21 protein-coding genes are annotated in these 25,502 nt (G+C 73.8%); 12 read left to right on the top strand and 9 right to left on the bottom strand.

Going from position 1 to position 25,502, the window contains the following annotated elements; all coding sequences use genetic code 11:
• The first annotated feature begins 271 nt into the window (after positions 1–271).
• From HDA33_RS11740 to HDA33_RS11730, 3 genes are all read left to right on the top strand, one after another.
• Positions 272–1,639, top strand: coding sequence for an MFS transporter (locus tag HDA33_RS11740; protein WP_184173427.1), 1,368 nt, complete (start codon positions 272–274; stop codon positions 1,637–1,639).
• Between the two features lie 280 nt (positions 1,640–1,919).
• A complete protein-coding gene (locus HDA33_RS11735; protein ID WP_184173425.1) occupies positions 1,920–2,663 on the top strand; it encodes a DUF1206 domain-containing protein in 744 nt (247 codons plus the stop codon).
• A gap of 96 nt (positions 2,664–2,759) precedes the next feature.
• Positions 2,760–3,371 (top strand): flavin reductase family protein, encoded by a 612-nt coding sequence (locus HDA33_RS11730; protein ID WP_184173423.1) that lies wholly within the window; start codon positions 2,760–2,762, stop codon positions 3,369–3,371.
• 92 nt (positions 3,372–3,463) lie between these two features.
• On the opposite strand, the gene HDA33_RS11725 is transcribed toward HDA33_RS11730, so the two are convergent.
• On the bottom strand, positions 3,464–4,891 hold the full coding sequence (locus tag HDA33_RS11725) for an aldehyde dehydrogenase family protein (protein WP_184173421.1): 1,428 nt from the start codon (positions 4,889–4,891) through the stop codon (positions 3,464–3,466).
• Between the two features lie 266 nt (positions 4,892–5,157).
• Here HDA33_RS11725 and HDA33_RS11720 point away from each other — a divergent pair, with 266 nt between their 5' ends.
• The 4 genes from HDA33_RS11720 (at position 5,158) to HDA33_RS11705 (ending at position 8,679) form a co-directional block, all read left to right on the top strand.
• Positions 5,158–6,378, top strand: coding sequence for a thiolase family protein (locus HDA33_RS11720; RefSeq protein WP_184173419.1), 1,221 nt, complete (start codon positions 5,158–5,160; stop codon positions 6,376–6,378).
• Between the two features lie 4 nt (positions 6,379–6,382).
• Positions 6,383–7,168: an enoyl-CoA hydratase/isomerase family protein gene (locus tag HDA33_RS11715; RefSeq protein ID WP_184173417.1), complete on the top strand. Its 786-nt coding sequence runs from the start codon at positions 6,383–6,385 to the stop codon at positions 7,166–7,168.
• Positions 7,169–7,176: 8 nt separating this feature from the next.
• Positions 7,177–8,061, top strand: coding sequence for a 3-hydroxyacyl-CoA dehydrogenase family protein (locus tag HDA33_RS11710; RefSeq protein ID WP_184173416.1), 885 nt, complete (start codon positions 7,177–7,179; stop codon positions 8,059–8,061).
• Positions 8,062–8,181: 120 nt separating this feature from the next.
• A complete protein-coding gene (locus tag HDA33_RS11705; RefSeq protein ID WP_184173414.1) occupies positions 8,182–8,679 on the top strand; it encodes an SRPBCC family protein in 498 nt (165 codons plus the stop codon).
• A gap of 12 nt (positions 8,680–8,691) precedes the next feature.
• Here the strand turns inward: HDA33_RS11705 and HDA33_RS11700 are convergent, their stop codons facing one another.
• Positions 8,692–9,489 carry an MBL fold metallo-hydrolase gene (locus HDA33_RS11700; protein ID WP_184173951.1) on the bottom strand — a complete coding sequence of 266 codons (798 nt, stop codon included), beginning with the start codon at positions 9,487–9,489 and terminating at the stop codon, positions 8,692–8,694.
• A complete protein-coding gene (locus HDA33_RS11695; RefSeq protein ID WP_184173412.1) occupies positions 9,489–9,728 on the bottom strand; it encodes a hypothetical protein in 240 nt (79 codons plus the stop codon). The genes HDA33_RS11700 and HDA33_RS11695 overlap by 1 nt, the downstream gene beginning before the upstream one ends.
• A gap of 205 nt (positions 9,729–9,933) precedes the next feature.
• On the opposite strand from HDA33_RS11695, the gene HDA33_RS11690 reads away from it, so the two are divergent.
• A complete protein-coding gene (locus tag HDA33_RS11690; protein WP_184173409.1) occupies positions 9,934–10,497 on the top strand; it encodes an NADPH-dependent FMN reductase in 564 nt (187 codons plus the stop codon).
• A gap of 71 nt (positions 10,498–10,568) precedes the next feature.
• Here HDA33_RS11690 and HDA33_RS11685 read toward each other — a convergent pair whose 3' ends face one another.
• From HDA33_RS11685 to HDA33_RS11675, 3 genes are all read right to left on the bottom strand, one after another.
• Entirely contained in the window at positions 10,569–12,518 is a 1,950-nt protein-coding gene (locus tag HDA33_RS11685; protein ID WP_184173407.1) for a heavy metal translocating P-type ATPase, read from the bottom strand.
• A 195-nt stretch (positions 12,519–12,713) separates the two neighbouring features.
• On the bottom strand, positions 12,714–13,151 hold the full coding sequence (panD, locus tag HDA33_RS11680) for an aspartate 1-decarboxylase (protein ID WP_184173405.1): 438 nt from the start codon (positions 13,149–13,151) through the stop codon (positions 12,714–12,716).
• 286 nt (positions 13,152–13,437) lie between these two features.
• Complete coding sequence (locus HDA33_RS11675) at positions 13,438–14,421, bottom strand: endonuclease domain-containing protein (RefSeq protein WP_184173403.1); 984 nt, start codon at positions 14,419–14,421, stop codon at positions 13,438–13,440.
• A 449-nt stretch (positions 14,422–14,870) separates the two neighbouring features.
• Here HDA33_RS11675 and paaZ point away from each other — a divergent pair, with 449 nt between their 5' ends.
• The 3 genes from paaZ to HDA33_RS11660 all read left to right on the top strand — a co-directional run bounded on the left by paaZ (position 14,871) and on the right by HDA33_RS11660 (position 19,064).
• Positions 14,871–16,988 carry a phenylacetic acid degradation bifunctional protein PaaZ gene (gene paaZ / locus HDA33_RS11670; protein WP_184173401.1) on the top strand — a complete coding sequence of 706 codons (2,118 nt, stop codon included), beginning with the start codon at positions 14,871–14,873 and terminating at the stop codon, positions 16,986–16,988.
• A gap of 137 nt (positions 16,989–17,125) precedes the next feature.
• Positions 17,126–18,058 (top strand): 3-hydroxyacyl-CoA dehydrogenase, encoded by a 933-nt coding sequence (locus HDA33_RS11665; RefSeq protein WP_184173399.1) that lies wholly within the window; start codon positions 17,126–17,128, stop codon positions 18,056–18,058.
• 115 nt (positions 18,059–18,173) lie between these two features.
• Positions 18,174–19,064 carry a hypothetical protein gene (locus tag HDA33_RS11660; protein ID WP_184173397.1) on the top strand — a complete coding sequence of 297 codons (891 nt, stop codon included), beginning with the start codon at positions 18,174–18,176 and terminating at the stop codon, positions 19,062–19,064.
• 106 nt (positions 19,065–19,170) lie between these two features.
• On the opposite strand, the gene HDA33_RS11655 is transcribed toward HDA33_RS11660, so the two are convergent.
• From HDA33_RS11655 to HDA33_RS11645, 3 genes are all read right to left on the bottom strand, one after another.
• Positions 19,171–19,782 (bottom strand): TetR/AcrR family transcriptional regulator, encoded by a 612-nt coding sequence (locus tag HDA33_RS11655; protein WP_158493980.1) that lies wholly within the window; start codon positions 19,780–19,782, stop codon positions 19,171–19,173.
• A 92-nt stretch (positions 19,783–19,874) separates the two neighbouring features.
• The gene (locus tag HDA33_RS11650; RefSeq protein ID WP_158493979.1) at positions 19,875–21,224 is read right to left on the bottom strand and encodes a phenylacetate--CoA ligase family protein; all 1,350 of its coding nucleotides are present in this window, start codon (positions 21,222–21,224) and stop codon (positions 19,875–19,877) included.
• A 73-nt stretch (positions 21,225–21,297) separates the two neighbouring features.
• A complete protein-coding gene (locus tag HDA33_RS11645; protein ID WP_184173395.1) occupies positions 21,298–21,714 on the bottom strand; it encodes a PaaI family thioesterase in 417 nt (138 codons plus the stop codon).
• A 196-nt stretch (positions 21,715–21,910) separates the two neighbouring features.
• On the opposite strand from HDA33_RS11645, the gene HDA33_RS11640 reads away from it, so the two are divergent.
• On the top strand, positions 21,911–25,501 hold the full coding sequence (locus HDA33_RS11640) for a TM0106 family RecB-like putative nuclease (RefSeq protein ID WP_184173393.1): 3,591 nt from the start codon (positions 21,911–21,913) through the stop codon (positions 25,499–25,501).
• Position 25,502: the final 1 nt, after the last annotated feature.

Here is a 25,502-nt window from a genome sequence, read left to right as displayed (position 1 = left end):
GGCGCCGCACCCTTCGCGCGAAGGGTGCGGCGCCGTCGTCGCGCCGGCTGGCGGCCCCGCCGACCCACCCCACGGAAGACGCATCGTGCATGAGGAACGTCACGAACGCGTCATCCTGGAGAAAGTGTGACGGAGCCCACGATCTCGTCTACAGTGTGATCCTGAGCACGAACCGACCGAACGGTCGGTCCGGACTCCAGACACTCCCGCTGCACCGCCCCGGCGAGCAGAACGTCCCCTTCCCCTCGCCACCCGCACCCCAGGAGCACCCATGAGCCACACCACAGCCGCGCACGGCGCCGAGCATCCCGCCCGCACGCGCGACCGCGCCGAGGAGCGCAAGGTCCTCGCCGGCACCCTCGTCGGCACCACCATCGAGTGGTACGACTTCTTCATCTACGCCCAGGCCGCCGCCCTGGTGTTCGCGCCCCTGTTCTTCGCCCCCATGGGCGAGCAGGGCGCGCAGATCGCCTCGTGGGCCTCGCTGGGCATCTCGTTCCTCGTCCGCCCCCTGGGCGCGATCGTGGCCGGCCACATGGGCGACCGCTTCGGCCGCAAGCTCGTGCTGTCCCTGACCCTGATCGGCATGGGCGCGGCCACCGTGCTCATCGGCCTGCTGCCCACCTACGCCTCCATCGGCATCTGGGCCCCGATCCTCCTCGTGGTCTTCCGCCTGCTGCAGGGCTTCTCGGCCGGCGGCGAGTGGGGCGGCGCGGCGCTGCTCTCCGTGGAGCACGCCCCCCGCGGCAAGCGCGGCCTGTTCGGCTCCGCCCCGCAGATCGGCGTGCCGCTGGGCATGCTGCTGGCCACCGGCGTCCTCTTCGCCGTGCGCGCCTCCATGACCAACGAGCAGTTCCTCGCCTGGGGCTGGCGCATCCCGTTCCTGATCTCCGTGATCCTCATCTTCATCGGCTACATCATCCGCAAGGCCGTGGAGGAGTCCCCGGTGTTCAAGGAGATGCAGCAGCTGAAGAAGGACGAGTCCGCCCCGCTGGGCGAGCTCTTCCGCAACCACACCAAGGAGGTCGTCCTCGCGGCCCTGATCTTCGCCGCCAACAACGCGGTGGGCTACCTGGTGATCGCCTGGTTCTCCAAGTACGGCCAGAAGAACCTGGGCATGGCGCCGAACGACACCCTGATCGCGGCGCTCGTGGGCGGCTTCGGCTGGTTCATCTTCACCCTGTTCGGCGGCTGGATCTCCGACAAGATCGGCCGCAAGACTGCCTTCGTGGCGGGCTACGCGCTCATCATCGCCTGGGCGTTCCCGATGTTCCAGATGATGAACACCGCCTCGCTGCCGATGTTCGCGGCCGCCCTGTTCATCCTCTCGATCGGCCTCGGCCCGTCCTACGGCCCGCAGTCCGCCATGTACGCCGAGATGTTCCCGGCCCGCGTCCGCTTCTCCGGCGTGTCCATCGGCTACGCCATCGGCGCCATCATCGGCGGCGCGTTCGCCCCGCTGATCGCCGACCTGCTGCTCAACGACGGCGGCTGGGTCCCGGTGGCCTGGTACATGATCATCATCTCCGCGGTCTCCCTCATCGCCGTCCTGTTCGTCCCCAAGGGCATCCAGGACCGCAACCTGCACGACGAGGGCGTCGTCGTCGCCGAGACCGGCACCCGCGAGCCGGTCGCCTGACCGGTCCCGCCCCGCACCCCGACGGCGCCGCATCCTTCACGCGAAGGGTGCGGCGCCGTCGTCGTGCCCGGCCTTCCTCCCCCGCCCCCTCCCCCACCCCGGACCCGGACCCTGCTTTCGTGCGGGAAATCGTCGCTACCATCCCAGGAAATCGGGATGGTAGCGACGATGTCCCGAGCGAAAGTGCCCCGGGCCGGATGCAGGGGCCGTCCCGGGCTCTGGCGTCGCCGAGGCGGCCCAGGAGGCCGCCGACCACCCCTGGCTGGAGCGCGCCGCGCGCGTGGGCTTCGTGGCCAACGGCGTGCTGCACCTGCTGATCGGCCTGCTGGCCCTGCGCGTGGCCGCAGGGGACGAGCAGGAGAGCACGGACACCACCGGCGCGCTGCAGACGCTGTCGGGCATGCCCGGGGGCACCGCGCTGATCTGGGCGTGCCTGGTCGGCTGCGCCGCCCTCGCGCTGTGGAACCTCGGCCAGGCGGTGTGGCCCGCCGACGACGGCGACCGCGCGGACCGCTGGAAGGCCCGCGGCAAGGCCGCCGGGCAGGCCGTGGTCTTCGCGGCGCTCGCCGTGGTCTTCGGCACCTACGCGCTGGGCGGCACCTCCGACTCCGCCGGCTCCACGAGCTCGCTCACCGCGCGGCTGATGGGCCACCCGGCCGACGTCGTCGTCCTGCTGCTGACGGGCGCGGGGCTCGTGGCCATGGCCGGGTACTACGTGGTCAAGGGCGTCACGCGGCGCTTCCGCAAGGACCTGCGGCGCGCCTCGGACCCGCGCGTGGACCGCGCCGTCACGGCGCTCGGCACCGTGGGCTACCCGACCAAGGGCCTGGTGCTGCTCACGCTGGGCGTGCTGTTCCTCGTCTCGACGGCGACCGCGGACCCCGAGGACTCCACGGGCCTCGGCGGTGCCCTCCAGGGGCTCGCGGCCCAGCCCTTCGGCGAGGCGGCCCTCGGGGTGCTCGCGGTCGGGCTGATGCTCTACGGCGTCTACCTGATGCTGCGCAGCCGCTACGAGGTCATGTGAGGCCCGCCCCGGTCCGCGCCAGGCGCGGGCGCGCCGCGGGGGTCGGTCTCGCGCCCGACGCCCGGCGCGGGGCGCGCGGGCTGGGAGACTGGGGGCATGAGCGCACGCACCGAGTTCGACCCCGCCGCCCTGGGCGACCGCGAGACCACCCTCCTGGTGAAGTCCCTGCTGATCCCCCGCCCGATCGCCTGGATGGGGACCCTCTCCGCGGACGGCGTGCCCAACCTGGCGCCGCACTCCTTCTTCACCGTGGCCTCGAGCGAGCCGCCGATCGTGCTGATCGGCTCCACCGGCCGCAAGGACACCCTGCGCAACGCCGAGGCCACCGGCGAGTTCACGGTCTCACTCGTGACGCGTGCGCTGGCCGAGGCCGCCAACCGGACCTCGGCCCCGTTCGCCCCCGAGGTGGACGAGTTCGCCGCCGCATCCCTGACGCCGGAGCCGAGCGTCGTCGTCGCGCCCCCGCGGGTCGCGGCCTCCCCCGCCGCGCTCGAGTGCCGGCTGCACGAGGTGCACCCCGTGGGCGACAGCTTCCTGCTGATGGGCCGCGTGGTGCACGTCAGCGTGGACACGGACGTGCTCACCACGGACGCCCGCGGCCGCATCCTGCCGGACCCGGACGCCCTGGGGCCCGTCTCCCGGCTCGGCCGCATGGAGTGGGGCGGCCTCGGTGAGGTGTTCGAGCTGGAGCGGCCGAGCGCGGACTGAGCGGCCGCGGGCTGCTCGACGACGGCGCCGCACCCTTCGCGCGAAGGGTGCGGCGCCGTCGTCGTGCCGGGTCGGGGCGTGCGCCCCCGCCGTCAGACGCTGATGGACTTGGCCTCGGCCATCTCCTTCAGGCCCAGCACGCCGAACTCGCGGCCCATGCCGGAGTGCTTGACCCCGCCGAACGGCACGCGCGGGTCGATGGTGCCGTGCTTGTTGATCCACACCGAGCCGGCCTCGAGGCGCATCGCGACCTCCTTGGCGCGCTGCGGATCCGCGCTCCACACGGAGGCGCCGAGGCCGACGTCGAGGCCGTTGGCCCACTCGATCGCCTGCTCGAGGTCCGTGTACCGGACGATCGGCAGCGCCGGGCCGAACTGCTCCTCGGCCACGAGCGGGTTGTCGTTGTCGAGGTCCGCGACGATCGTCGTCGGGTAGAAGAGCCCGGGGCGCTCCGGATCCGGGTCCCCGCCGAGCAGCACGCGCCCGCCGCCGTCCTTCGCCGCCTGCACGAGGCGCTCCACGATCTCGTACTGCGCGCGGTTCTGCAGCGGGCCGAGGACGTTCTCCTCCTCCAGGCCCGGGCCCATCGGCATCCGCCGCGCCACGGCCACGAGCTCCTCGCACACCGCGTCGTACAGGGCGTCCGGCACGTAGAGGCGCTTGAGGGCCGCGCAGGTCTGGCCGGTGTTAATGAACGCGCCCCAAAACAGGCCCTCGGCGATCGCCTTCGGGTCGGCGTCGTCCAGGACGATGCCGGCATCGTTGCCACCGAGCTCGAGGGTGAGGCGCTTGAGGTCGTCCGCGGCGCCCTTCATGATCGCCTTGCCCGTGGCGGTGGAGCCGGTGAAGGTGATCTTGTCGATGCGCGGGTGCGCGGTGAACGCGCGGCCGAGCGCACCGTCGCCCGGCAGCACCTGCAGCACGTCCGCCGGGAGCGCCGTGTTCATCACGTGGGCCAGTGCCAGCACAGACAGCGGCGTGTACTCCGAGGGCTTGAGCACGATGGTGTTGCCCATCCGCAGGGCCGGGGCGATCTGCCAGACGGAGATCATCATCGGCCAGTTCCACGGGCCGATGCCGCCGACGACGCCCAGCGGCACCCAGTGCACCTCGGAGCGGCCGGACTCGTCGTCCGCCACCACCTCGGGCTCCATGGGGAACGACGCCGCCGAACGCGTCCACGCGACGCACCCGCCGACCTCGAACATCGCGTTGGGGCCGTTCTTCACCGGCTTGCCCTGCTCGCGGGAGAGCAGCTCGGCCAGGGCGTCGGCGTTGGCCTCGATCGCGTCCGCGGCGCGGTGCAGGTGCGCCGAGCGCTCCTCGTGGGACAGCTTCGCCCAGTCGCGCTGGGCGGCATGGGCGCGCTCGACGGCGGCATCCAGGTCCTCCGCGGTGCTCTGCGGGGCGCGGCCGACGACCTCGCCGGTGGCGGGGTCGCGGACCTCCACGCCGGCGCCCTCGGGGGCGGAGACGGCGGCGAGCAGCTCGGCGCAGGTCAGGACGGTGTTCTCGGTCATGGTGAGGCCTTCCGTGGGGGTAGGGACGCGTCGACGGGCCGCCCGGGGATGTGGCGGCCGTCACGCCTCATCCCAGTGAACCCCATCCCGCCAGCCCTGTCCCCCGGATCCGGCCCCCGCCCAGCTCCGGTGATCGATCCGCCCCGCCCCGTCACACCCCGCCCATCGGTTGACCCGCGTCACACCCGCCCGGGATACTGAATCCTGAACGCACGGTCGGTAATTCGCCGCGCCGTCGTCCGTCGCTGCCGAACCAAGGAGTACCCATGTCCAGCACCCCCTCGCAGGCCCTGCTCGTCAGCGGCAAGCGCACCCCCGTCGGCCGGTACGGCGGCGCGCTCTCGTCCGTCCGCCCCGACGACCTCGCCGCCCTGACCATCAAGGCCGTGATCGAGGACGCCGGCATCGACCCGTCGGTCGTGGACGATGTCATCCTCGGCAACGCCAACGGCGCCGGCGAGGAGAACCGCAACGTCGCCCGCATGGCCTGGCTGCTGGCCGGCTTCCCGGACACTGTCCCGGGCATCACCGTGAACCGCCTCTGCGCATCCGGCATGTCCGCGATCGGCATCGCCACCGCGATGGTGCGCTCCGGAATGGCCGACGTCGTCGTGGCCGGAGGCGTCGAATCGATGTCCCGCGCCCCCTGGGTGATGGAGAAGCCGACCACGGCGTTCGCCAAGCCCGGCGCGGCCTTCGACACCGCGATCGGCTGGCGCTTCGTGAACCCGCGCTTCGCGGACGGCGAGTTCGGGGAGAAGTTCACCTTCTCCATGCCGGAGACCGCCGAGGAGGTCGGCGAGGTGGACGGCATCACCCGCGAGGACGCCGACGCCTTCGCCGCCCGCTCGCACGAGCGTGCGCTGGCCGCCATCGAGGCCGGCCGCTTCGCGGACGAGATCGTCCCCGTCACCGTCAAGGGCCGCAAGGGCGCCGAGACGGTCGTGGACACGGACGAGGGCCCCCGCCCCGGCTCCACCCCCGAGGTGCTCGCCGGCCTGCGCCCGATCATCAAGAAGGACGGCGTGGTCACCGCCGGCAACTCCTCCTCCCTCAACGACGGCGCCTCGGCGATCCTCGTCGTCTCCGAGCGGGCCGCGCAGAAGTACGGCCTGACCCCGCGCGCCCGCGTCGTGGAGTCCACCTCGGCGGGCCTGGCCCCCGAGATCATGGGACTGGGCCCCGTCCCGGCCACCGAGAAGGCCCTCGAGCGCTCCGGCTGGTCCGTGGCGGATCTGGGCGCCGTCGAGCTCAACGAGGCCTTCGCCACCCAGTCGCTGGGCACCATCCGCCGCCTCGGCCTGGACCCGGAGATCGTCAACGCCGACGGCGGCGCGATCGCCCTGGGCCATCCGCTGGGCTCCTCGGGCTCCCGTCTCGTGGTCACGCTGCTCGGTCGGATGGAACGCGAGGGCGCGGACAGGGGCCTGGCCACGATGTGCGTGGGTGTGGGCCAGGGCTCCGCGATGCTCGTCGAGAAGGTCTGAGCAGATGACCGACTTCAGCCACTTCACGGCACTGCGCGTCGAGGAGCGTGAGGACCGCGTCCACGCGCGCATGGACCGCCCGGGCGTGCGCAACGCCATCGACCAGACCATGGTCGACGAGTTCCACGAACTCTGCGCCCATCTCGAACGCGAGCCGAAGATCCTGATCATCTCGGGCACGCAGGTGGAGTCGAAGCGCGAGCCGGGGACGTTCTCCGGCATCTTCGCCTCCGGCGCAGACATCGGACAGCTGCGCGAGCGCCGTCGCGACGACGCCCTGCGAGGCGTGAACTCGCAGGTCTTCGATCGCATCCACCGGCTGCCCATGCCCGTGATCGCGGCGATCGACGGCTTCGCCCTCGGCGGCGGCGCGGAACTGGCCTACGCGGCCGACTTCCGCATCGCCACCCCGGCGCTGAAGATGGGCCAGCCGGAGACCGGCCTGGGCATCACCGCCGCTGCGGGCGCCCAGTGGCGCCTCAAGGAGCTGGTGGGTGAGCCGGTGGCCCTGGAGCTGCTGCTGGCCGGCCGCATCCTGGACGCCCAGGAGGCGCTCGACCTCAAGCTCGTCACCGAGCTGCACGAGCCGGATGCCCTCGAGGAGGCCGCGCACGCCCTGGCGGACCGCATCGCCAAGCAGGACCCGCTGGCGGTGCGTCTGTCCAAGCGCGTGTTCCACCTGCCGCGCGAGGCCCACCCCCACGTGGACGAGATCGCGCAGGCCATCCTGTTCGAGTCCGAGGCCAAGTTCGATCGCATGCAGGCGTTCCTGGACCGCAAGAAGAAGTGAGGACTGACATGACCGAGACCCCTGACACCTCCCGCGCCTCCGTGCCCGCCGTCGTCGGCGTCCTCGGCGGCGGCCGCATGGGCGGCGGCATCGCCCACGCCTTCCTGACCTCCGGCTCGTCCGAGGTCGTGGTGGTGGAGCGCGACCCGCAGTCCGCCGAGGCCGCGAAGGAGCGCATCGAGTCCGACCTCGCCGCCTCCCTCGAGCGCGGCAAGCTCGACGGCGACCTGGACGTGTGGGCCGAGCGCCTGACCGTGTCCGTGGACCGCGCCGACTTCGCCCGCTGCGACCTCGTGGTGGAGGCCGTCTTCGAGGACATGCAGGTCAAGATCGACGCCCTCACCGACGTCGAGTCCCACCTGCGCGAGGACGCGTGGCTGGCCACGAACACCTCCTCCCTGTCCGTGGACGAGATCGCCACGCACCTTCGCCGCCCCGAGCGCTTCTGCGGCCTGCACTACTTCAACCCGGTGCCGGCGTCGAAGCTCGTGGAGGTCGTGATCGGCGCCCAGACCGGCGACGAGCTCAAGGCCCTCACCACCGAGTGGGTGCGCGGCCTGGGCAAGACCCCGGTCGTCGTGAAGGACGCCCCCGGCTTCGCGTCCTCCCGCCTGGGCGTGGCGATCGCCCTCGAGGCCATCCGCATGGTCGAGGAGGGCGTGGCCTCCGCCGAGGACATCGACGCCGCCATGGTGCTGGGCTACAAGTTCCCGGTCGGCCCGCTCGCGCTGACGGACATCGTGGGCCTGGACGTGCGCCTGGGCATCGCCGAGTACCTCGAGTCCCAGCTGGGTGAGCGCTTCGCCCCGCCGCAGCTCATGCGGGACATGGTGGCCCGCGGCGAGCTCGGCCGGAAGTCCGGCAAGGGCTTCTTCGACTACAGCAAGGGCTGATCCCGCGCCCCGCGCGGCCTCCCGACGCCGGCCCTCGCCTCCACGGCGGGAGGCCGGCGTCGTCGTGTGGGCGTCGTCCCGGCCTCGCCGCGCACCCCCGGGCCCGGACACACTGGGCGCATGCCCGCCTCCGCCCGCCGGCCCTTCCGGTTCACGCATCGCTGGGCCGTGCCGCGGCCCGCGGCCGAGGTGGCCGCCCTCCTGGCCGACCCGCTGGGCTATCCGACGTGGTGGCCGAGCGTCTCCCGCGCCCGCCGGATCGACGGGGCCGGCCACGACGGCGCCCCGCGCGTCGCGGTGCTGCTGCGCGGGCTCATCCCGGTGCGCCTCGTCATGGCCCGGGAGCTGGACGACCGCGAGCGCGGGCGCCTGGTCGCCCGCCTGGACGGGGACCTGAGGGGCACCGTGCGGGTGACGGTCCACGACGACGACGGACCGGCGGGAGGCACGGGCGGCTGCACGGTGGCGTGGGAGCAGGAGGTGGTGCTCGGCGCGGGCCGGCTGCGCGCGGCGGCACGGCTGCCCGGGGCGCGCGCCGCGATGCGGCTCAGCCACGCGTGGGCGATGCGGTCGGCGCGGCGCGCCCTGGGCGCCCGGGCCCTCCCGGCCGGCCGCTGAGGCGGCGGGGCCTCACCCGGGCGGCGCGGCGGCCAGCGCCTCCCGCTGCGCCCGCACGAACGCGGCGTCCACCACGGCGCCGTGCCCCGGCACCACCCGCACCTCACCGTGGAACGAACCCTGCGGTATGGCCCCTATCTCCCCGGTCGTAGGGGCCATACCGCAGGGTTCGTTCTGTGAAGAGGGCGCGGCCGGGGTCTCGAGGCGCTGAAGCACCGCGTCGAGCACGCCCGGCCACCTCGCCAGGTCCGACTCCGGGCCGTGCTGCGGCGGCCCGGACTCCTCCACGAGGTCCCCGGCGAAGAGCACGCCGGCCTCGGGCACGAGCACCGTGAGGTCCGTGCGCGTGTGGGCGCGGCCGTGGTGCTCCACCACCGCGCTCAGCCCGCCGAGGTCGAGGACCTGCCGCCCGCCGTCGTCGATCCGCCGGGACGGCCGCGGCGCCGCGGCGAGCCCCACCCGGGGCAGCCAGTCCGCCGAGGACCCGGCGGGCTCCCCCAGCCCGGCGTGCGCCCACGCCTCGAGGTCGGGCAGGCCGGCGAGGCCGAACCAGTGGTCGTAGTGGTCGTGGGTGAGCACCGCGACGCCCACGCGTACCCCGGTCAGCCGCCCCGCGACGTCGTCGGCCGCCGCGCGCAGCGCCGCCCCCTGCGCCGGGAACGTGCCGACGTCCACGAGCAGCGCCCGCTCCCGGCCCACCACGAGCCCGACGTTCACGCCCTCGGGCTCGCAGCGGGCCACGAGCACGCGCCCGCACGCCGAGACCGGCTCGAACGGCCCGTTCTCCCAGCCCGCCGCACGCTCCGGCATCAGCCCAGCAGGCTCGCCATCTTCTTGGCGATCATGTCCGTGGCCCGCTGCGGGGCGAAGCGGGAGAGCCGGTCCAGGAACGTGGCGTCCTTGCCCACGGTCACGCGGTAGTCCCCCTTCTCCACGGCCTTGTCCACGATGATCCGCGCGGCCTCGGCCGGCGGCAGCTCGAGGGGGACCTCGCGGCCGATCCCGTGGCCGGCGCCGGTGACGACGAAGGTCTTGTCCTGGGCCTGCATGGGCGTGCTCCTTCTCTTCGGGGACGGTCCACGTCGGGATGCGCGCCGAGGCGCGGCGCGGCCCGGGCGGCCGTGCCGCCGTGAGCGGAATCGGGCGTGGCCGCCCTCACGATCCTAGGAAAACGGCAGCCATCGGTCTCGACCGGACCGTCGGTGCTGGCACAATCGCGCCCGAGAACATTTCAAGACTGAAGGGAATTCAGGCATGAAGATCGGCGTGATCGAGGGGTCCATCCGCGAGGGGCGCACCGCCGCCACCGTCACCGACTGGGTGATGGAGCGCGCGCAGGAGCACGTGGCCGGCATCGAGGACGTGGAGGTCGAGCGCATCGTCCTCGCCGACTTCGACGTGCCGCTGCTGACCAGCGCGACCGTCCCCGGCGCCGCGAACGGCCAGTACGACGACGAGCGCGTCTCCGCCTGGGGCCGCGCGATCGCCGCGTGCGACGCCTTCGTGTTCGTCACCCCCGAGTACAACCACTCGGTGCCCGGCGCCTTCAAGAACGCCTTCGACTCCCTCGGGGCGGAGTGGCGGGACAAGGCCGTCGCGTTCGTGGGCTACGGGGCGGCCGGCGGCGTGCGCGCCGTGGAGCACTGGCGCTCGGCGGTGGCCAACTTCAACATGACCGACATCCGCACGCAGCTGGACTTCAACCTCTTCACCGAGTTCGACGCGGACGGCCTGGCCCCGCGCGAGCGCCGCGCCGAGGAGTTCACCGGCCTCATGGAGCAGCTGATCATCGCGGCGCGCCGCATCGCGGCCGTCTGACCGGCCGGGTCTGATCGGCCGCGTCTGACCGACACCGACCCACCGGCCCCGCCCGGCCGGGCCGCCACCGGTCAGGCCCGCGCCGCCTCCTGCGGCGCACGCCCCCGAGCCCGTGCGGCCGCGCCCTGCGGCGTGCCGCGCGGGCTCGTGCGCGCCCGGAGCGCGTAGAGGATGCAGGCCAGGTCCACGAGCTCCTGCGTGAGGGCGCCCGCGACCGCGGGGATGTGGCCGAACGCGGCCACCAGCATCAGGCCCACGGACAGGGCCACGCCCAGCAGCACGGCCTGCAGCGCAATGCGGTAGGTGTGCCGGCCGATGCGCACGGCCTCCACGGTGCGGCCGATGTCGTCCCGGGTGATGACGACGTCGGCGGACTCCCCCGCCGCGCTCGAGCCGCGCGCGCCCATGGCGATCCCCACGTCCGCCGCGGCGAGCACGGGGGCGTCGTTGACGCCGTCGCCGACCATGATGACCGGCCGCGGCCGCAGCTCCGCGAGCAGGCGCACCTTGTCCTCGGGCAGGAGGGAGTGCGCGACGTCGTCCAGGCCGGCCTCGGCGGCCAGGGAGCGGGCCGTGTGCTCGTTGTCGCCGGTGAGCATGACGGCGCGCTCGAAGCCCTCCGCGCGCAGGGCGGCCACGGTCTCGCCCGCGTTCTCGCGCAGGGCGTCCGCGAGCACGAGCGTGCCCGCGTGGCGGCCGTCCACGCTCACGTACGCCGCCGTCTCGCCCGGCGCGAACCGCGCCTCGGGGGCGTCCGGGGCCACCTCGCGGACGAACGCGAGCTTGCCCACGCGCACCTCGACGGCAGCCCCCGGCTCGTGCGTGTCGGTGCCGGTCCCGGCGCCGGCGCCGCCGTCGGTCCCCCGGACGAGCGCCCGCACGCCGCGCGTGCCCTCCTCCGTGCCCCCACGCGCGGACAGGCGGGCGAGGCCGGCGTCGTCGGCGGCGCGGACCACCGCCTCGGCCATCACGTGCGTGGAGTAGGCCTCGGCCGCCGCCGCGGCCGCGAGCACGGCGTCCGCGGTGAAGCCCTCGGCCGGCTCCACGCGCTGCAGGCGCGGGCGGCCATGGGTGAGGGTGCCGGTCTTGTCGAAGGCGACGGCGCGGGCGTGCGCCAGGGACTCCAGGACGCCGCCGCCCTTGACGATCACGCCGCGGCGCGAGGCCTGGCTCATGCCGCCCAGGAACGCCACCGGGGCGGCGATCAGCAGCGGGCACGGCGTGGCGAGCACGAGCACCTCGGCGAAGCGCACGGGGTCCCCGGAGGCCCACCAGGCGACGCCGGCGATGGCCAGGGAGACGGCCGTGAACGGCAGTGCGAACCGGTCCGCGAGGCGCACCACCGGGGCCTTCTGCTCGTGGGCCTGCTCCACGAGCGCCACGATCCGCTGGTACTGGGAGTCGGCGGCGGCCGCCGTGGCCCGCACGCGCACGGCGGCCGTGCCGTTCACGGACCCGGAGAGCACCGCGTCGCCCGCGGCCTTCGCGCTCGGGAGGGACTCGCCGGTGAGCGAGGACTCGTCGAAGGCGGCCTCGGCGCTGAGCAGCTCGGCGTCCACGGGGACCACCTCGTTGGGCTTGACGAGCAGCTCGTCCCCGGGGCGCACCTGCGCGGCCGGGACCTCGCGGGCCTCCCCGTCCGCGCCGAGCAGGTGGGCGGTCTGCGGCGCCTTCTCCAGCAGCGCGGTGAGCTCGCGGCGGGCGCGGGCCGCCGCGAAGTCCTCCAGGGCCTCGCCGCCCGTGAGCATCAGGACGATGATGAGCGCGGCCAGATGCTCCCCCACCAGCAGGGACGCCGTCATGGCCACCACCGCGAGGATGTCCAGTCCGAAGTGACCACGCAGCACCTCGCGCACCATCCCGACGGCGGCCCATGCGATGTTCCCGGCCACGTACACGGTGGCGATGACGGCCGCCGCGGCGTCGAGGCCGGCCGCGTGCAGCCCGAGCACCAGTGCGAGCACGACGAGCGTGACGGCGACGAGCGGGTAGGACCTCGCGAAGCGGAACAGCCTGGTCATGCCCCCATCCTGCCGCTCAGGGCGCGGCGGATTCCACGACGGCCAGGCTTGCCTGAGCCGGGCGGGAGGGACCGCCGTCGGCCGCCGGGCGAGGCGCCGCGCCGGAAGGCGGAGCCGAGCGCGCCGTCGTCGTGCGGGAGGGCGTCCGCCGGACGGGGATCGGCCGGACGGGGCATCAGCCGGGCAGGACGCCCCTCAGAGCTCGGACTGCGCCTCGTTCCAGCCGCGGGACTGCGGCGGGCGGGAGACGCCGTCGAGGAGGCCGTCGGCCGGGTCCACGCCCAGCTCGACGATCTTGTTCTCCCCGTCCACGTGGACCACGCGGGGCTGGATGTGGCGGGCCTCCTCCTCGTCCATCTGCGCGTAGGCGATGAGGATGACGATGTCCCCGGGGTGCACCAGGTGGGCGGCGGCGCCGTTGATGCCGATCACGCCCGAGCCGCGCTCGCCGGCGATCGTGTACGTCTCCAGGCGGGCGCCGTTGGTGACGTCCACGATGGACACGAGCTCGCCCGGGAGGATCTGCGCGGCGTCGAGGAGGTCCTGGTCCACGGTCACGGACCCCACGTAGTGCAGGTCCGCCTGGGTCACGGTGGCCCGGTGGATCTTGGCGTGGAACATGGTGCGGAGCATGAAGCGGGACTCTCCAGGTGGGGTGCGGGGGTGCGGGGGTGCGTCCGAGCGGACTGCCCCGATTCTACGCCCGGCCCCCTGAGCTGCCAGAGCCGTCCCCCGGAACCCCCCGCCAGAGCCACCGTCCGCCAGGGCCGGCAGACACGCCGCTACCTCGGACGCGTAGCGGCGTGTCTGCCAGCCCTGGGGAGGAATGGATGGCGGGCGGAGGGGGGACGGCGGGCGGAGGGCGGCCTGGTGGGGCGCCGGCACGACGACGGCTCCCGGCTCCGGGGCGACCCGCCGATTACCCCGCGGCGGCTCGACCCGCGGCGTCCCGCCCGAGACGGGCCCGCACCCGACGCACGAACAGCTCCCACTCGGCCGGCCGGAAGACGTCGGCCGTCACGCGCAGCACCTCCCACCCGTCGGCCCGCAACCCCGCGTCCCGCGAACGGTCCTCCCGCCACTGCCGCTGCTCCGTGCGGTGCTGGTCGCCGTCGTACTCCACGACGAGCCGAGCCGCAGGCCAGGCGAGGTCGACGCGCAGCCACTGCCCCGTGCTCAGCACGATGCGCGGGTTCACCTGCGGTTCGGGCACCCCGTCCAGCACGAGACCGACCCGCAGCCGGCTCTCCTGCGGCGAGTCCGCCCCGGGCCGCATCAGGTCCACCGCGTCGCGCGCGAGCCGGATCCCCTTCACCCGTGGTCGCTCGGCGACGGCGCCGCGCAGCTCCTCGAGGGACGTCACCCCCGGCGGCAGGTCGCGACGACGCCGCTCCGTGGGGGCCGTGCGCACCGCGCTGTCCCCGAGCGCGACCAGCGTCTCCACCGTGGCGGCAGCGGCCGCGAGGTCGACGAAGGTCCACCCCGTGGCCGTGACCCGCACGCCGTCCACGATCCGCACGGGGACGTCGCCGTAGAGCCGGTGGGAGCGCACCCCCTCCCGCCGCGACCCGGTCCCGTGGTGGCGCGGCGCCCCGAGGTGGATCGCGGGGTCTCGGGCGAGGGGTCCGGTGAGCCACAGCCCGAGCACCCTTGCCGCCGTGACGTGGGTGAACACGCCCTCCGGGTGGAGGTCCTGCAGGGCGCGGAGGTGGTCCATGACGTCGGGGACGGCGTCACGGACCCGCCACAGCCCGCGCCCCCACGGCTCCAGGTCGGACCGCCGCAGCCGCCCGGGCGGAACGCCCGCCTCCTGCGCCGCGTTCGTCGAGAAGACGGTCGGCTCGCGTTCGGTCTCGTCGAGGCCGCACCGCATCGGCGGCAGGGGCGAGGGCGATCGGGGCATGGGCCGAGCATGCCCGGCGGCGGCGGGCCGCCGTCGTCGGGAAGCGGGGTCTGTGGACAGCCGCCCCGCCCGCCGCGCCAGGGCTGGCAGACACGCCGCTACGCCGGATCCGTTCCGGCGTGTCTGCCAGCCCTGGCGCAAGGAGCAGGGATCTGAGGACGCGCGGGCACCACGGCGGCACGCGGCACGACGACGGCGGCACGCGCCCCCAGCCCCGGCTCGCCTCAGCCTCACCCCGGCCCCGGCCCCGGCCGGCTCGCCCCGGCCTCGCCCCGGTCCGGGCCCGGCTCGCCGCGCCCCCAGCCCCAGCCCCGCTTCCCGCGAGAGCCGCCGTCCCGCGTCACGACGTGGACCGCCCCTCCCGCGTGACGCGCGTCTCGGCTAGGGTGAGCATCAATAACCGACCGATCGGTCGGGACTCGTCCGAGCCCCCGAGACCAGGAGCACCCGTGACCGTCACCCTCCCCTCCCTCCCGGAGATCCTCCCCAGCTACGTCAACGGCGCCTGGTGGACGCCCCAGAACCCGTCCAAGGTCACCGAGGTGACGGACGCCAACACCGGCGAGCGTCTCACCGGCGTCTCCACCGACGGCCTCGACACCGCCGCGGCCATCGAGCACGCCCGCACCGTCGGCCAGAAGGCCCTCGGCGAGCTGACCATCCACGAGCGCGCCCTCAAGCTCAAGGAGCTGGCGCTCTACCTGAACTCCCGGATCCAGGAGCTCTACGACGTCTCCTTCGCCACCGGCGCCACCCAGCGCGACCACGCGTTCGACGTGGACGGCGGCATCGGCACCCTCTTCACCTTCTCCGGCAAGGGCCGCCGCGAGCTGCCGAACTCCAACGTCATCACCGACGGCCCCGTGGAGCCCCTCTCCCGCGACGGCTCCTTCATCGGCGAGCACATCTACCAGCGCATCCCCGGCGTGGCCGTGCAGATCAACGCGTTCAACTTCCCGGTGTGGGGCATGCTCGAAAAGTTCGCCCCGTCCTTCGTGGCGGGCGTGCCCACCGTGGTGAAGCCGGCGACCCCCACCGGCTACGTCACCCAGAAGTGCGTGGAGCTGATGCTCGAGTCGGGCGTGCTGCCCGAGGGCTCGCTGCAGCTGATCTCCGGCTCGGCCCGCGACCTGCTGGACCACCTGGACTACCGCGACCACGTCTCCTTCACCGGCTCGGCCGCCACCGCGCAGACCCTGCGCAAGCACCCGAACGTGCAGGAGGGCGGCGTCCGCTTCACCGCGGAGACCGACTCCCTCAACGCCGCCATCCTCGGCCCGGACGCGGACCCCGAGTCCCCGGAGTTCGAGGCGTTCGTGAAGGTCGTCTTCCAGGAGATGACCGTCAAGGCCGGCCAGAAGTGCACCGCCATCCGCCGCGTGATCGTCCCGCAGGACCGCGTGGACGCCGTCGTGGAGGCGCTGTCCGCCCGCCTGGGCAAGGTCGTCCTGGGCGACCCGCGCGTCGAGGGCACCACCATGGGCGCCCTGGCCTCCAAGGAGCAGCAGGGCGAGGTCCGCGGCGCGGTCCAGCGCCTCGTCGACGCCGGCGGCCAGGTCCGCCTGGGCGGCCCGGACGCCTCCACCGGCGACGCCGACGCCGAGTCCGGCGCGTTCTTCGCCCCCACCGTGCTCTCCTTCGACGACGCCCGCACCCCCGAGGTGCACGCCGTGGAGGCCTTCGGCCCGGTCACCTCGGTGGTCGGCTACACGGACGTCGAGGACGCCGTCGCCCTGGCCGCGCTGGGCTCCGGCTCGCTCGTGGCCACGGTGGCCACCAACGACGGCGAGACCGCCCGCGCGTTCGCCGCCGGCATCGGCGCCCACCACGGCCGCGTGCACTTCCTGAACCGCCAGACCGCCAAGACCACCACCGGCCACGGCGCCCCCGTGCCGGTGCTGGTGCACGGCGGCCCCGGCCGCGCCGGCGGCGGCGAGGAGCTCGGCGGCGTCCGCGCCGTGAAGCACTACATGCAGCGCACCGCCATCCAGGGCTCCCCGGACATCCTCACCGCCGTGACCGGCGTGTGGCACCAGGGCGCCGCGGCGCAGACCGTGACCCGCGAGGACGTGGACGCCGGCAAGGCGAAGCACCCGTTCTACAAGTCCCTCGAGGAGCTGCGGATCGGCGACCAGTTCGCCTCCGGCCTGCGTACCGTCACCCTGCAGGACATCACGGACTTCGCCGAGGAGACCGGGGACAAGTTCTACGCGCACACGGACGAGGAGGCCGCCATGGCCAACCCGTTCTTCCCGCGCCGCGTGGCCCACGGCTACCTGCTCGTCTCCTGGGCCGCCGGCCTGTTCGTGGCCCCGGATCCGGGCCCGGTGCTGGCCAACTACGGCCTGGAGAGCCTGCGGTTCGTCACGCCTGTGACCTACGACGACTCCATCCGCGTCACCCTCACCGCGAAGAAGATCACCCCGCGTGTGACGGACGAGTACGGCGAGGTGGCGTGGGACTGCCGGCTGCACAACCAGAACGACGAGCTGGTGGCGCAGTACGACGTGCTGACGCTCGTGGCCAAGACCTGGCCGATGGCCCCGTCCGAGACCTCCCAGGGCTGAGCCTCCCCGCCCCGACGGGCCGTCCCGTGCGCCCCCGCGCACCGGGCGGCCCGTCGTCGTCCCCGGGAACAAGGAGCGTGCCCGGGACGTTCACCTGGGCGTCCCATTCGGACCGCGAGAGAAGAAGGTCGACACACATGTCCGAGTTCACCCATTTCGATCAGGTCACCGTGCTGGGCACCGGTGTGCTGGGTTCGCAGATCATCATGCAGGCGGCGTACCACGGCAAGAAGGTGATGGCCTACGACGCCGTCCCCGCCGCCCTCGAGGGGATCGAGCGCCGCTGGGCGTGGATCCGCCAGGGCTACGAAGCAGACCTCGGGGAGGGCTACGACCCGCAGCGCTTCGACGACGCCATCGCCCGCATCACGCCGACCTCGGACCTCGGCGAGGCCCTGGCGGATGCGGACATCGTGATCGAGGCCGTCCCGGAGAACCTGGAGCTCAAGCGCAAGGTGTGGGCCCAGGTGGGCGAGCTCGCCCCCGCCACGACCCTGTTCGCCACGAACACCTCCTCCCTGCTGCCCTCGGACTTCGCCGACGCCAGCGGCCATCCGGAGCGCTTCCTGGCCCTGCACTACGCCAACCGCATCTGGGCGCAGAACACCGCCGAGGTCATGGGCACCGCCGCGTCCTCGCCGGAGGCCGTCGCGGGTGCCCTGCAGTTCGCCGAGGAGACCGGCATGGTCCCCGTGCACGTGCGCAAGGAGATCCCGGGCTACTTCCTCAACTCCCTGCTCATCCCGTGGCTGCAGGCCGGCTCCAAGCTGTACATGCACGGAGTGGGCAACCCGGCGGACATCGACCGCACCTGGCGCGTGGCCACCGGCAACGAGCGCGGCCCGTTCCAGACCTACGACGTCGTGGGCTTCCACGTGGCCGCCAACGTCTCCCGCAACACGGGCGTCGACTGGCAGCGCGGCTTCGCTGAGCTGCTCGAGAAGAGCATCGCCGAGGGCCACAGCGGTGTGGCCGACGGCCAGGGCTTCTACCGCTACGGGCCGGACGGGGAGAACCTCGGCCCGGTGGAGGACTGGAACCTGGGCGACAAGGACACCCCGCTCGGCTGACCTCCTCCGCCGACGGTTCCGGGGCCGTCCGGTGCGCACCCCGCATCGGGCGGCCCCGACGCATGCCCCCGCCGCTTGCTTGTGGCGTCCGTCACAGCGCACGTAGAGTCGGGCCATGACGACCCCCCGACTCTCCCTGCTCGGCGTCCTCGCCGTGGGCGCGCTCACCCTCGCCGGGTGCGCGAGCGGCGGCGCAGAGCCCTCCTCCCCCGCCCCCTCCCCCGCCCCCTCGTCGGCGTCGTCCACGACGACGGCGGCCTCGTCCGCGTCCACGTCACCTGCGGCCAGCGCCTCCGCGTCGAGCACGCCCACCGCGACCGCCCTGTCCCTGGACCTGCCCGAGGAGCTCTCCGGGGAGTCCGCCACGCGGCTGCGCGCGGTGGTGCAGGATGCCGCCGGGCCCGCGGCCGAGCTGGGCCAGACGTTCTCCTCCCCGCTGGAGCGCAAGGCCGCCCTGGAGGAGGACGCGGCGATTGTCGACGCCCTGGCGGAAGACGCCGGGGACGACGCCGGCCGGCGGGCCTGCGTGGACGCCACGCGCGCCGCCCGGGAGGCGGACCAGGCGTCCGGCGCCGCCCAGGCCGCCTGGTACGCGCAGCCGCAGACGGCGTCCACGACGGGCGGGTCCACGGACGGCACCGCCGCCTCGGGCCGGCCGGGGCTCCAGGTCGAGCCCCTCGGCGTCCAGGTGGCCGTCTACCCGGATGAGGCCACGGCCCGGTCGGTGGCCGAGGCCGCCCGTGACGCGGCGGAGGCGTGCGAGGGCCAGGAGATGTCCTCGATGGGGGTCTCCTCGGTCGAGCCGCTGACGGGCGCGCCGGGCGAGACCTCGTTCACGGTCGTGCCCGTGTCGGGCAGCATCATCTACGCGGTGTCCACGGTGGTCCAGGTCGGAGACCGGGTGTACGCGGTCTCCCAGGGCGAGGACGGCGCCGGCGTGCCCGAGGGCGCCGAGGAGCGCGCAGTGGCCCTCGTGGAGGACCTGGAGGCGGCGCTGGAGGGCTGAGGGCGCCCCGCAGGCTCCCGTTCCCCGCACGAAAACGTCCCGTAGGCTCCCGTTTCCCACACGAAAGCGGTGGGTGCGGGGGCGGAGGTCGGAGCGGGGCGGCGGGTCAGCCCCGCAGACCCCCGAGCACGACGCGGGTCACGGCGTCGACCATCTCGGTGACCGACTTGTGGCCCGGGGAGTCCGACTCGGGCCGGTACCAGTCGACGATCGAGTTGATCATGCCCAGCGCGAGGCGGGCGAGGTTCCGGGGGGTGATGTCCCCGCGGACGGCGCCGGCCTCCTGGGCGGCGGCGATCATCTCGCCCAGGCGCCGGGTGATGGCGCGGCGGCGCTCCATGGCGGCCAGCTCCACCGCCGAGTTGCCGCGCAGGCGCAGCAGGAGGGTGACCTCGGGCATCTTCTCCACGAGCACGCGCAGGGTGCCGCGCACCGCCGCCTCGACCTGCTCGCCGGGGCCGGCGAAGTCGGCCATCACGCCGTCGAGGGAGGCCTCGAGGGCATCCAGGGCGTCGTCGAGCGCCTGCTCGAGGATCGCCTCCTTGGACTCCACGTGGTGGTAGATCGCGGACTTGGAGATGCCCAGGTGCTGGGCCAGCATCCCCATGGACGTGGCCTCGTAGCCGTGCCGGTTGAACACGTCCACGCACACCGTCAGGAGCGTCTGCCGGTCGTAGCCGGGACGCCCGCGGCGCGGGGCGGTGCTGCTGTGGGGCACGGGGGACCTTCTTCGGGGAGACGCCGACGGCGGCCGGACCGCTTCACTGTACCGGCCCGCCCGCCGTCGGGCTGAGGGGGGCGTCGGCGGGATCAGCCCTTGTCGCGCAGGTCGTAGATCCGCTTGAGCTTGCCGGAGGAGCGAGCCAGGGTCTCCGGCTCCACCACGTTGATCACGCACGAGGAGCCGATCTTCGTCTTGATCTCCATGCGCAGGTGCGCGGCGCAGGCCTGGGCCTCCTCGAGGGTTGCATGATCGCGGCGCTCGATGTTCACGGCCATCTGGTCCATGCGGTCCGGGCGGGTGATCTCGAGGGTGAAGTGCGGCGACAGGGCCGGCTCCTTGAGGGCCAGCTCCTCGATCTGCGACGGGAACAGGTTCACGCCGCGCAGGATGATCATGTCGTCCGACCGGCCCGTGATGCGGCCCATGCGGCGGTGGCCCGGGTGCGTGGTGCCCGGCAGCAGGCGGGTGAGGTCGTGGGTGCGGTACCGGATGATCGGCAGCGCCTGCTTGGTGAGCGAGGTGAAGACGAGCTCGCCGTGGCGGCCGGTCTCGAGGACCTCGTCCGTGAGCGGGTCGATGATCTCGGGGCGGAAGTGGTCCTCCCAGATGTGGGAGCCGTCCTTGGTGGCCGCGGACTCGCCGGCCACGCCCGGGCCCATGACCTCGGAGAGGCCGTAGATGTCCAGGGCGTCGAGGTCGAAGGTCTGCTCGATCTCGCGGCGCATCTCGTCGGTCCACGGCTCGGCGCCGAGGATCGCGACCTCGAGGGAGGACTCGCGGGGGTCCAGGCCGAGCTTCTTGAAGCCGTCCGCGATGGTCAGCAGGTAGGTGGGCGTGGAGAGGATGGCGCGCGGCTGGAAGTCGGTGATCAGCTGCACCTGCTTCTCCGTCTGCCCGCCGGACATCGGGATCACAGCCGCCCCGATGCGCTCGGCGCCGTAGTGGGCGCCGAGGCCGCCGGTGAAGAGGCCGTAGCCGTACGCGTTGTGCACGCGGTCACCGGGGCGGATGCCGCCGGCGCGGAAGCAGCGGGCGACGAGGGTGGCCCACGTGGCCAGGTCGTCGTCGGTGTAGCCGACCACGGTGGGCTGGCCGGTGGTGCCGGAGGAGGCGTGGATGCGGCGCAGCTCGGGGCCCTGGGCGGCGAAGGCGCCGAACGGGTAGTTCTTCCGCAGGAACTCCTTGTCCGTGTACGGGAACTTGGCGAGGTCCTCGAGCGCCTTGAAGTCGGAGGGGTGCACGCCGTGGGCGTCGAAGTGCTCGGTGTAGGCGGGCACGTTCTCGTAGGCGTGGTGCAGGGACCAGCGGAGGCGCTCGAACTGGAGCGCCTCGATCTGGTCCCGGCTCATCGTCTCCTCGGGGTCCTGCGCCCCGCGGTCTGCAGGGGCGGGCAGGGGTGCCGGCGTGTACGGGTTGGGGATCGAGGCCTCGAGCATGGCGTCCTCCTGGGTGTTCGGGCGGTGGGGCGGCGGTCGACGACGGCGGCGCACCGGCGGGTGCGCCCCTCGGTCAGCGTCCGGGGGCGGGGATGGTGCGGGAGCGGCCGCGGAAGGCGGCCACCGGTATGCCGTCGTCGGTGGTGACGGTGATGTCGTAGACGGCCGAGCGGCCGGCGGCGGCGACCAGGCGACCCTCCGCGACGAGGGTCTGCCCGGCGCGGGTGCCGGCCAGGAAGTTCACGTCGACGCCGGAGGCGACGGTGATGGTGGAGCCGTCCCCGCCAGGGTCGTTGCAGGTCAGGGCGAAGCAGGAGTCCGCGAAGGCGAACACCGCGCCGCCGTGGGCCATGCCGAAGCCGTTGTGGTGGTCCTCGGTCAGGGTCATCCGGATGCGGGCGTGGCCCTTCTCCGCGACCTCGAGGGTGACGCCGAGCCACTGCGCGACGCGGTCCGCCGCGAACTGGGGGTGGTGGGGGGTCTCGGCCATGGTCCTCTCCCGGGGTGGGGCGCGGAGCGCGCGCGGGGGCGCGCGTCCAATTACTGAACGATCATTAGGTAACTCCGTCGATGTGACCTGCGTCAAGTCGGACCGGCGCGCCGCCCACCTCGTGACACCGGATGACGACGGCGGGCGCGGACCGGTGCGGCCTTGCCGTGTCCGGCGTCACGCCTAGGGTGTGGCCATGGTCAGCATCGCGCCCGACGGCACGCTCGTCTCCCTCAGCCCCTCGGACATCACGGCCGCCGCCACGTGCACCTACGGGTGGCTGCGCATGAAGGTGGATCCGGCGCTGGGGCGGGCGCCGCGGCTCGCCGTCGAGGACCCCATGCTGAAGCGCGTGTCCGGGCTCGGCGACGCCCACGAGGAGCGCGCCCTCAGGGGCCTGGTGGCCGAGCATGGCGAGGAGCAGGTGGTGCGGCTGGAACGGCCGAGCCCGTACACCGCGGCCACCGTGGCGGCCGCGGGCGAGCGGACCGCGGAGGCGCTGGCGGGGCGGCCCGCCGTCGTTTTCCAGGCGATGCTGCACGACGGCGCGTTCGGCGGCCTCGCCGACTTCCTGGTGCTGCGCCGGGACGAGGAGCACCCCGAGGGCGCCTACGAGGTGGTGGACACCAAGCTGGCCCGGCACGCCCGCGTGACGGCGCTGCTGCAGGTCGCCGCCTACGCGGACCTGCTGGACGGGATGGGCGTGCCGCGCACCCGGCACGGCAGCCTCTGGCTGGGCGACGGCACCCGGCACCGGGCGGACCTCGCCGAGGTCATCCCGGTGTATCGGCACCAGCGGGCCCGGCTGGAGCGCCTGCTGCGGGCACACGTGGCCTCCGGGGAGCCCGCCCGCTGGGGCGACGACGCCCTGGCGGTCTGCGGGGCGTGCGAGGCCTGTGCGGAGGCGGTGGAGGCGCACCGGGACGTGCTGCTCACCGCCGGGGCCACCCGCCTGCAGCGCACGCGGCTGCGGGAGGCCGGGATCGAGACCATCGAGCAGCTGGCGGACTCCGCCGCGGCCCCCGCGGGGATGCCGGAGCGCACGTGGCGGGCGCTGCGGGACCAGGCCGCGGCCCAGCTGGCGCCCCGGCGGCCGGACGGGACCCCGCCGTTCACCATCGTGGACCCGGTGCCGATCCTCTGGCTGCCCGAGCCCAGTGAGGGGGACGTGTTCTTCGACTTCGAGGGCGACCCGCTGTGGACCGCCCCCTCCGGTGAGATGGAGGGGCTGGAGTACCTGTGGGGCTGGGTGGAGGCCCCGGGCGGGGACACCGCCGGCACGGCCTTCGGGGACTTCCGGTTCACGGGGCTGTGGGCGGACACCCGCGGCGAGGAGCGGGCGGCGCTCGAGCAGTTCGTGGCGTTCGTGGAGGCGCGGCGCGCGGCCCACCCGGGGATGCGGATCTACCACTACGCCGCGTACGAGGTCACCGCGCTGAAACGCCTGACCGTGCGCCACGGCGTGGGCGAGCGCGAGCTGGACGACTGGCTGCGCGCGGGGTTGTTCGTGGACCTCTACTCCACGGTCCGCGCCGCCCTGCGGGCCGGTGTGCCGAGCTACTCCATCAAGAAGCTGGAGCCCCTCTACATGGGGGCGGAGCACCGGGCGGAGGACGGCGTCACGACGGCGGCGGACAGCGTCACCGAGTACCACCGGTACGTCGCCGCGATGGAGGCCGGGGACACCGAGGTCGCGAGGGCGATCCGCGCCGACATCGAGGACTACAACCGGTACGACTGCGTCTCCACGGCGCGGCTGCGGGACTGGCTGCTGGCGCAGGTCGAGCCCGAGGAGGCCGCCGTCGCGGACCGTCCCGTCGACGACGCCGCGACCGGGGACGAACCGCTGGTCGAGGCCGCGCCGTCGCTCCAGGAGCAGGACGCGGCCCTCGCCGCCTCGCTGCAGGCGCTGGCGGGCGTCGAGAGGGGCGAGGCGGGCGGGACGGGGGCCCCGGAGGCGGAGCTCGACGGCGGGCGGCGCGGCATCGCCCTGCTGGCCGCGGGCCTGGGCTACTTCGCGAGGGAGAACAAGCCGCTGTGGTGGGCCATGTTCGATCGGGCGGTGTCCGCCCCGGACGAGTGGCAGGAGCCGCGCGCGAACCTGGTGTTCGACACCGTCGAGTCGGTGGGTGCATGGGAACGTCCCACCCCGAGGAGCAACCCCGCCCGGACGCTGACCGTGACCGGGCGCCTCGAGCCGGGCACCGAGGTCCGGCCGCGTCGGAACAGCCAGGAGAGGTTCAAGCTCAATGCCCTGTACGAGCAGCCGCCGCGCGGGGCGGAGCTGGCCCCCAACGCCGTCCGCTGGCAGAGCCGATCGCCCGTGGACGTGACCGAAGTGGAGGAGATCGCACCGGGCCGGTTCCGCGTCAGCCTGCTGCAGCGCCTCAGCGCCAAGTACGAGCCGGAACCGCACGCGGAGGTGCCCATGGCGGTGTTCCACCTCAACTATGTCCGGCCCGGTGGCCTCCTCGAACGCATCCGGGAGCAGGCCGCCGAGGCCGCCCGCCGCGGCCGGCTGCCGGAAGGAACGGTGTTCGACATCCTGGCGCGCCGTGCCCCGCGCACCACGGGCCGGACCCTCGCCGCGATCGGGGCGGACGTACGAGACGGCCGGCGGGACGGCGTCGGCGGCCTGGTCGAGGCGGTCGAGTCCGCACGCGGCTCCTACGTGGCCGTGCAGGGCCCTCCCGGCACCGGCAAGACGTACGTGGGCAGCCGCGCGGTGAAGGAACTCCTGGACCGGGGCTGGACGGTCGGTGTCACGGCCCAGTCCCACGCGGTGGTGGAGAACTTCCTCGACCAGCTGATCGGCGTCGGTGTGGACCCCGACCGCGTGGGCAAGGAGCCCAAGGACCCGGACGGACTGCACCGCTGGACGTCCCTGGGCTCCTCGGAGGTCCATGCCTTCCTGGCACCGGGCCGGGTCCTGGGCGGCACCGCGTGGACCTTCGCGAACGCCGCGGCCCAGCCGGTCGACCTCCTGGTGGTGGACGAGGCCGGGCAGCTCTCCCTCGCGCACCTCCTGGGCGCGAGCGCCCTGGCCGAGACGGTGCTGCTGCTGGGTGACCCGCAGCAGCTCCCCCAGGTCAGCAGGGGCGAGCACCCCCAGCCCATCGGCGACGCGGCCCTGACCTGGATCGCGGAGGGCGCCCCCGTGCTCCGCGCCGACCGCGGCTTCTTCCTGGACACCTCGTGGCGCATGCACTCGGCGCTCACCCGCGCGGTCTCCGAGCTCTCCTACGCCGGCCGGCTCGGCGCTCGGGAGGAGGTCACGGACGCCCGCCGGCTCGACGGTGTGGAGCCCGGGCTGCACCCCTGGCCGGTCTCCCACACGGGCAACGCGGTGTCCTCGCCCGAGGAGGCCGCGGCCGTCGTCGAGATCATCCAGTCACTGCTCGGCCGCACCTGGTCCACCGGCCCGGACGACCCCGGCCGGCCGCTCGAGCCGTCCGACGTGATCGTGGTGGCCCCGTACAACGCGCAGGTCGCCACGGTCCGGGAGGCGCTCGACGCCGCCGGCCTCGAGGGCACCGCCGTCGGCACCGTGGACAAGTTCCAGGGCCGGGAGGCCGCCGTCGCGATCCTGACGATGGCCGCGTCCTCACCACAGGAGGTGCCGCGCGGGCTGGACTTCCTCCTGAACCGGAACCGGCTCAACGTGTCCATCTCGCGCGGACAGTGGGCCGCCTACCTCGTCCACTCCCCCGCCCTCGCGGACGCGCTGCCCACCGGGCCCGAGGACCTGCCGATGATCGGCGCGTTCCTGCGGCTCGTGCACCGCTGAC

The sequence above is a fragment of the Micrococcus endophyticus genome, from assembly GCF_014205115.1.
GTDB classification, from domain to species: Bacteria; Actinomycetota; Actinomycetes; order Actinomycetales; family Micrococcaceae; genus Micrococcus; species Micrococcus endophyticus.
This window is presented reverse-complemented; position numbering and strand designations above follow the sequence as displayed.

Excerpts from the sequence above, each read along its gene's own strand:
- HDA33_RS11740 (WP_184173427.1), top strand. The coding sequence starts at position 272 with ATGAGCCACACCACAGCCGCGCACGGCGCCGAGCATCCCGCCCGCACG.
- HDA33_RS11730 (WP_184173423.1), top strand. The coding sequence starts at position 2,760 with ATGAGCGCACGCACCGAGTTCGACCCCGCCGCCCTGGGCGACCGCGAG.
- HDA33_RS11725 (WP_184173421.1), bottom strand. The coding sequence starts at position 4,891 with ATGACCGAGAACACCGTCCTGACCTGCGCCGAGCTGCTCGCCGCCGTC.
- HDA33_RS11720 (WP_184173419.1), top strand. The coding sequence starts at position 5,158 with ATGTCCAGCACCCCCTCGCAGGCCCTGCTCGTCAGCGGCAAGCGCACC.
- HDA33_RS11715 (WP_184173417.1), top strand. The coding sequence starts at position 6,383 with ATGACCGACTTCAGCCACTTCACGGCACTGCGCGTCGAGGAGCGTGAG.
- HDA33_RS11710 (WP_184173416.1), top strand. The coding sequence starts at position 7,177 with ATGACCGAGACCCCTGACACCTCCCGCGCCTCCGTGCCCGCCGTCGTC.
- HDA33_RS11705 (WP_184173414.1), top strand. The coding sequence starts at position 8,182 with ATGCCCGCCTCCGCCCGCCGGCCCTTCCGGTTCACGCATCGCTGGGCC.
- HDA33_RS11700 (WP_184173951.1), bottom strand. The coding sequence starts at position 9,489 with ATGCCGGAGCGTGCGGCGGGCTGGGAGAACGGGCCGTTCGAGCCGGTC.
- HDA33_RS11695 (WP_184173412.1), bottom strand. The coding sequence starts at position 9,728 with ATGCAGGCCCAGGACAAGACCTTCGTCGTCACCGGCGCCGGCCACGGG.
- HDA33_RS11690 (WP_184173409.1), top strand. The coding sequence starts at position 9,934 with ATGAAGATCGGCGTGATCGAGGGGTCCATCCGCGAGGGGCGCACCGCC.
- HDA33_RS11685 (WP_184173407.1), bottom strand. The coding sequence starts at position 12,518 with ATGACCAGGCTGTTCCGCTTCGCGAGGTCCTACCCGCTCGTCGCCGTC.
- panD (WP_184173405.1), bottom strand. The coding sequence starts at position 13,151 with ATGCTCCGCACCATGTTCCACGCCAAGATCCACCGGGCCACCGTGACC.
- HDA33_RS11675 (WP_184173403.1), bottom strand. The coding sequence starts at position 14,421 with ATGCCCCGATCGCCCTCGCCCCTGCCGCCGATGCGGTGCGGCCTCGAC.
- HDA33_RS11665 (WP_184173399.1), top strand. The coding sequence starts at position 17,126 with ATGTCCGAGTTCACCCATTTCGATCAGGTCACCGTGCTGGGCACCGGT.
- HDA33_RS11660 (WP_184173397.1), top strand. The coding sequence starts at position 18,174 with ATGACGACCCCCCGACTCTCCCTGCTCGGCGTCCTCGCCGTGGGCGCG.
- HDA33_RS11650 (WP_158493979.1), bottom strand. The coding sequence starts at position 21,224 with ATGCTCGAGGCCTCGATCCCCAACCCGTACACGCCGGCACCCCTGCCC.
- HDA33_RS11645 (WP_184173395.1), bottom strand. The coding sequence starts at position 21,714 with ATGGCCGAGACCCCCCACCACCCCCAGTTCGCGGCGGACCGCGTCGCG.
- HDA33_RS11640 (WP_184173393.1), top strand. The coding sequence starts at position 21,911 with ATGGTCAGCATCGCGCCCGACGGCACGCTCGTCTCCCTCAGCCCCTCG.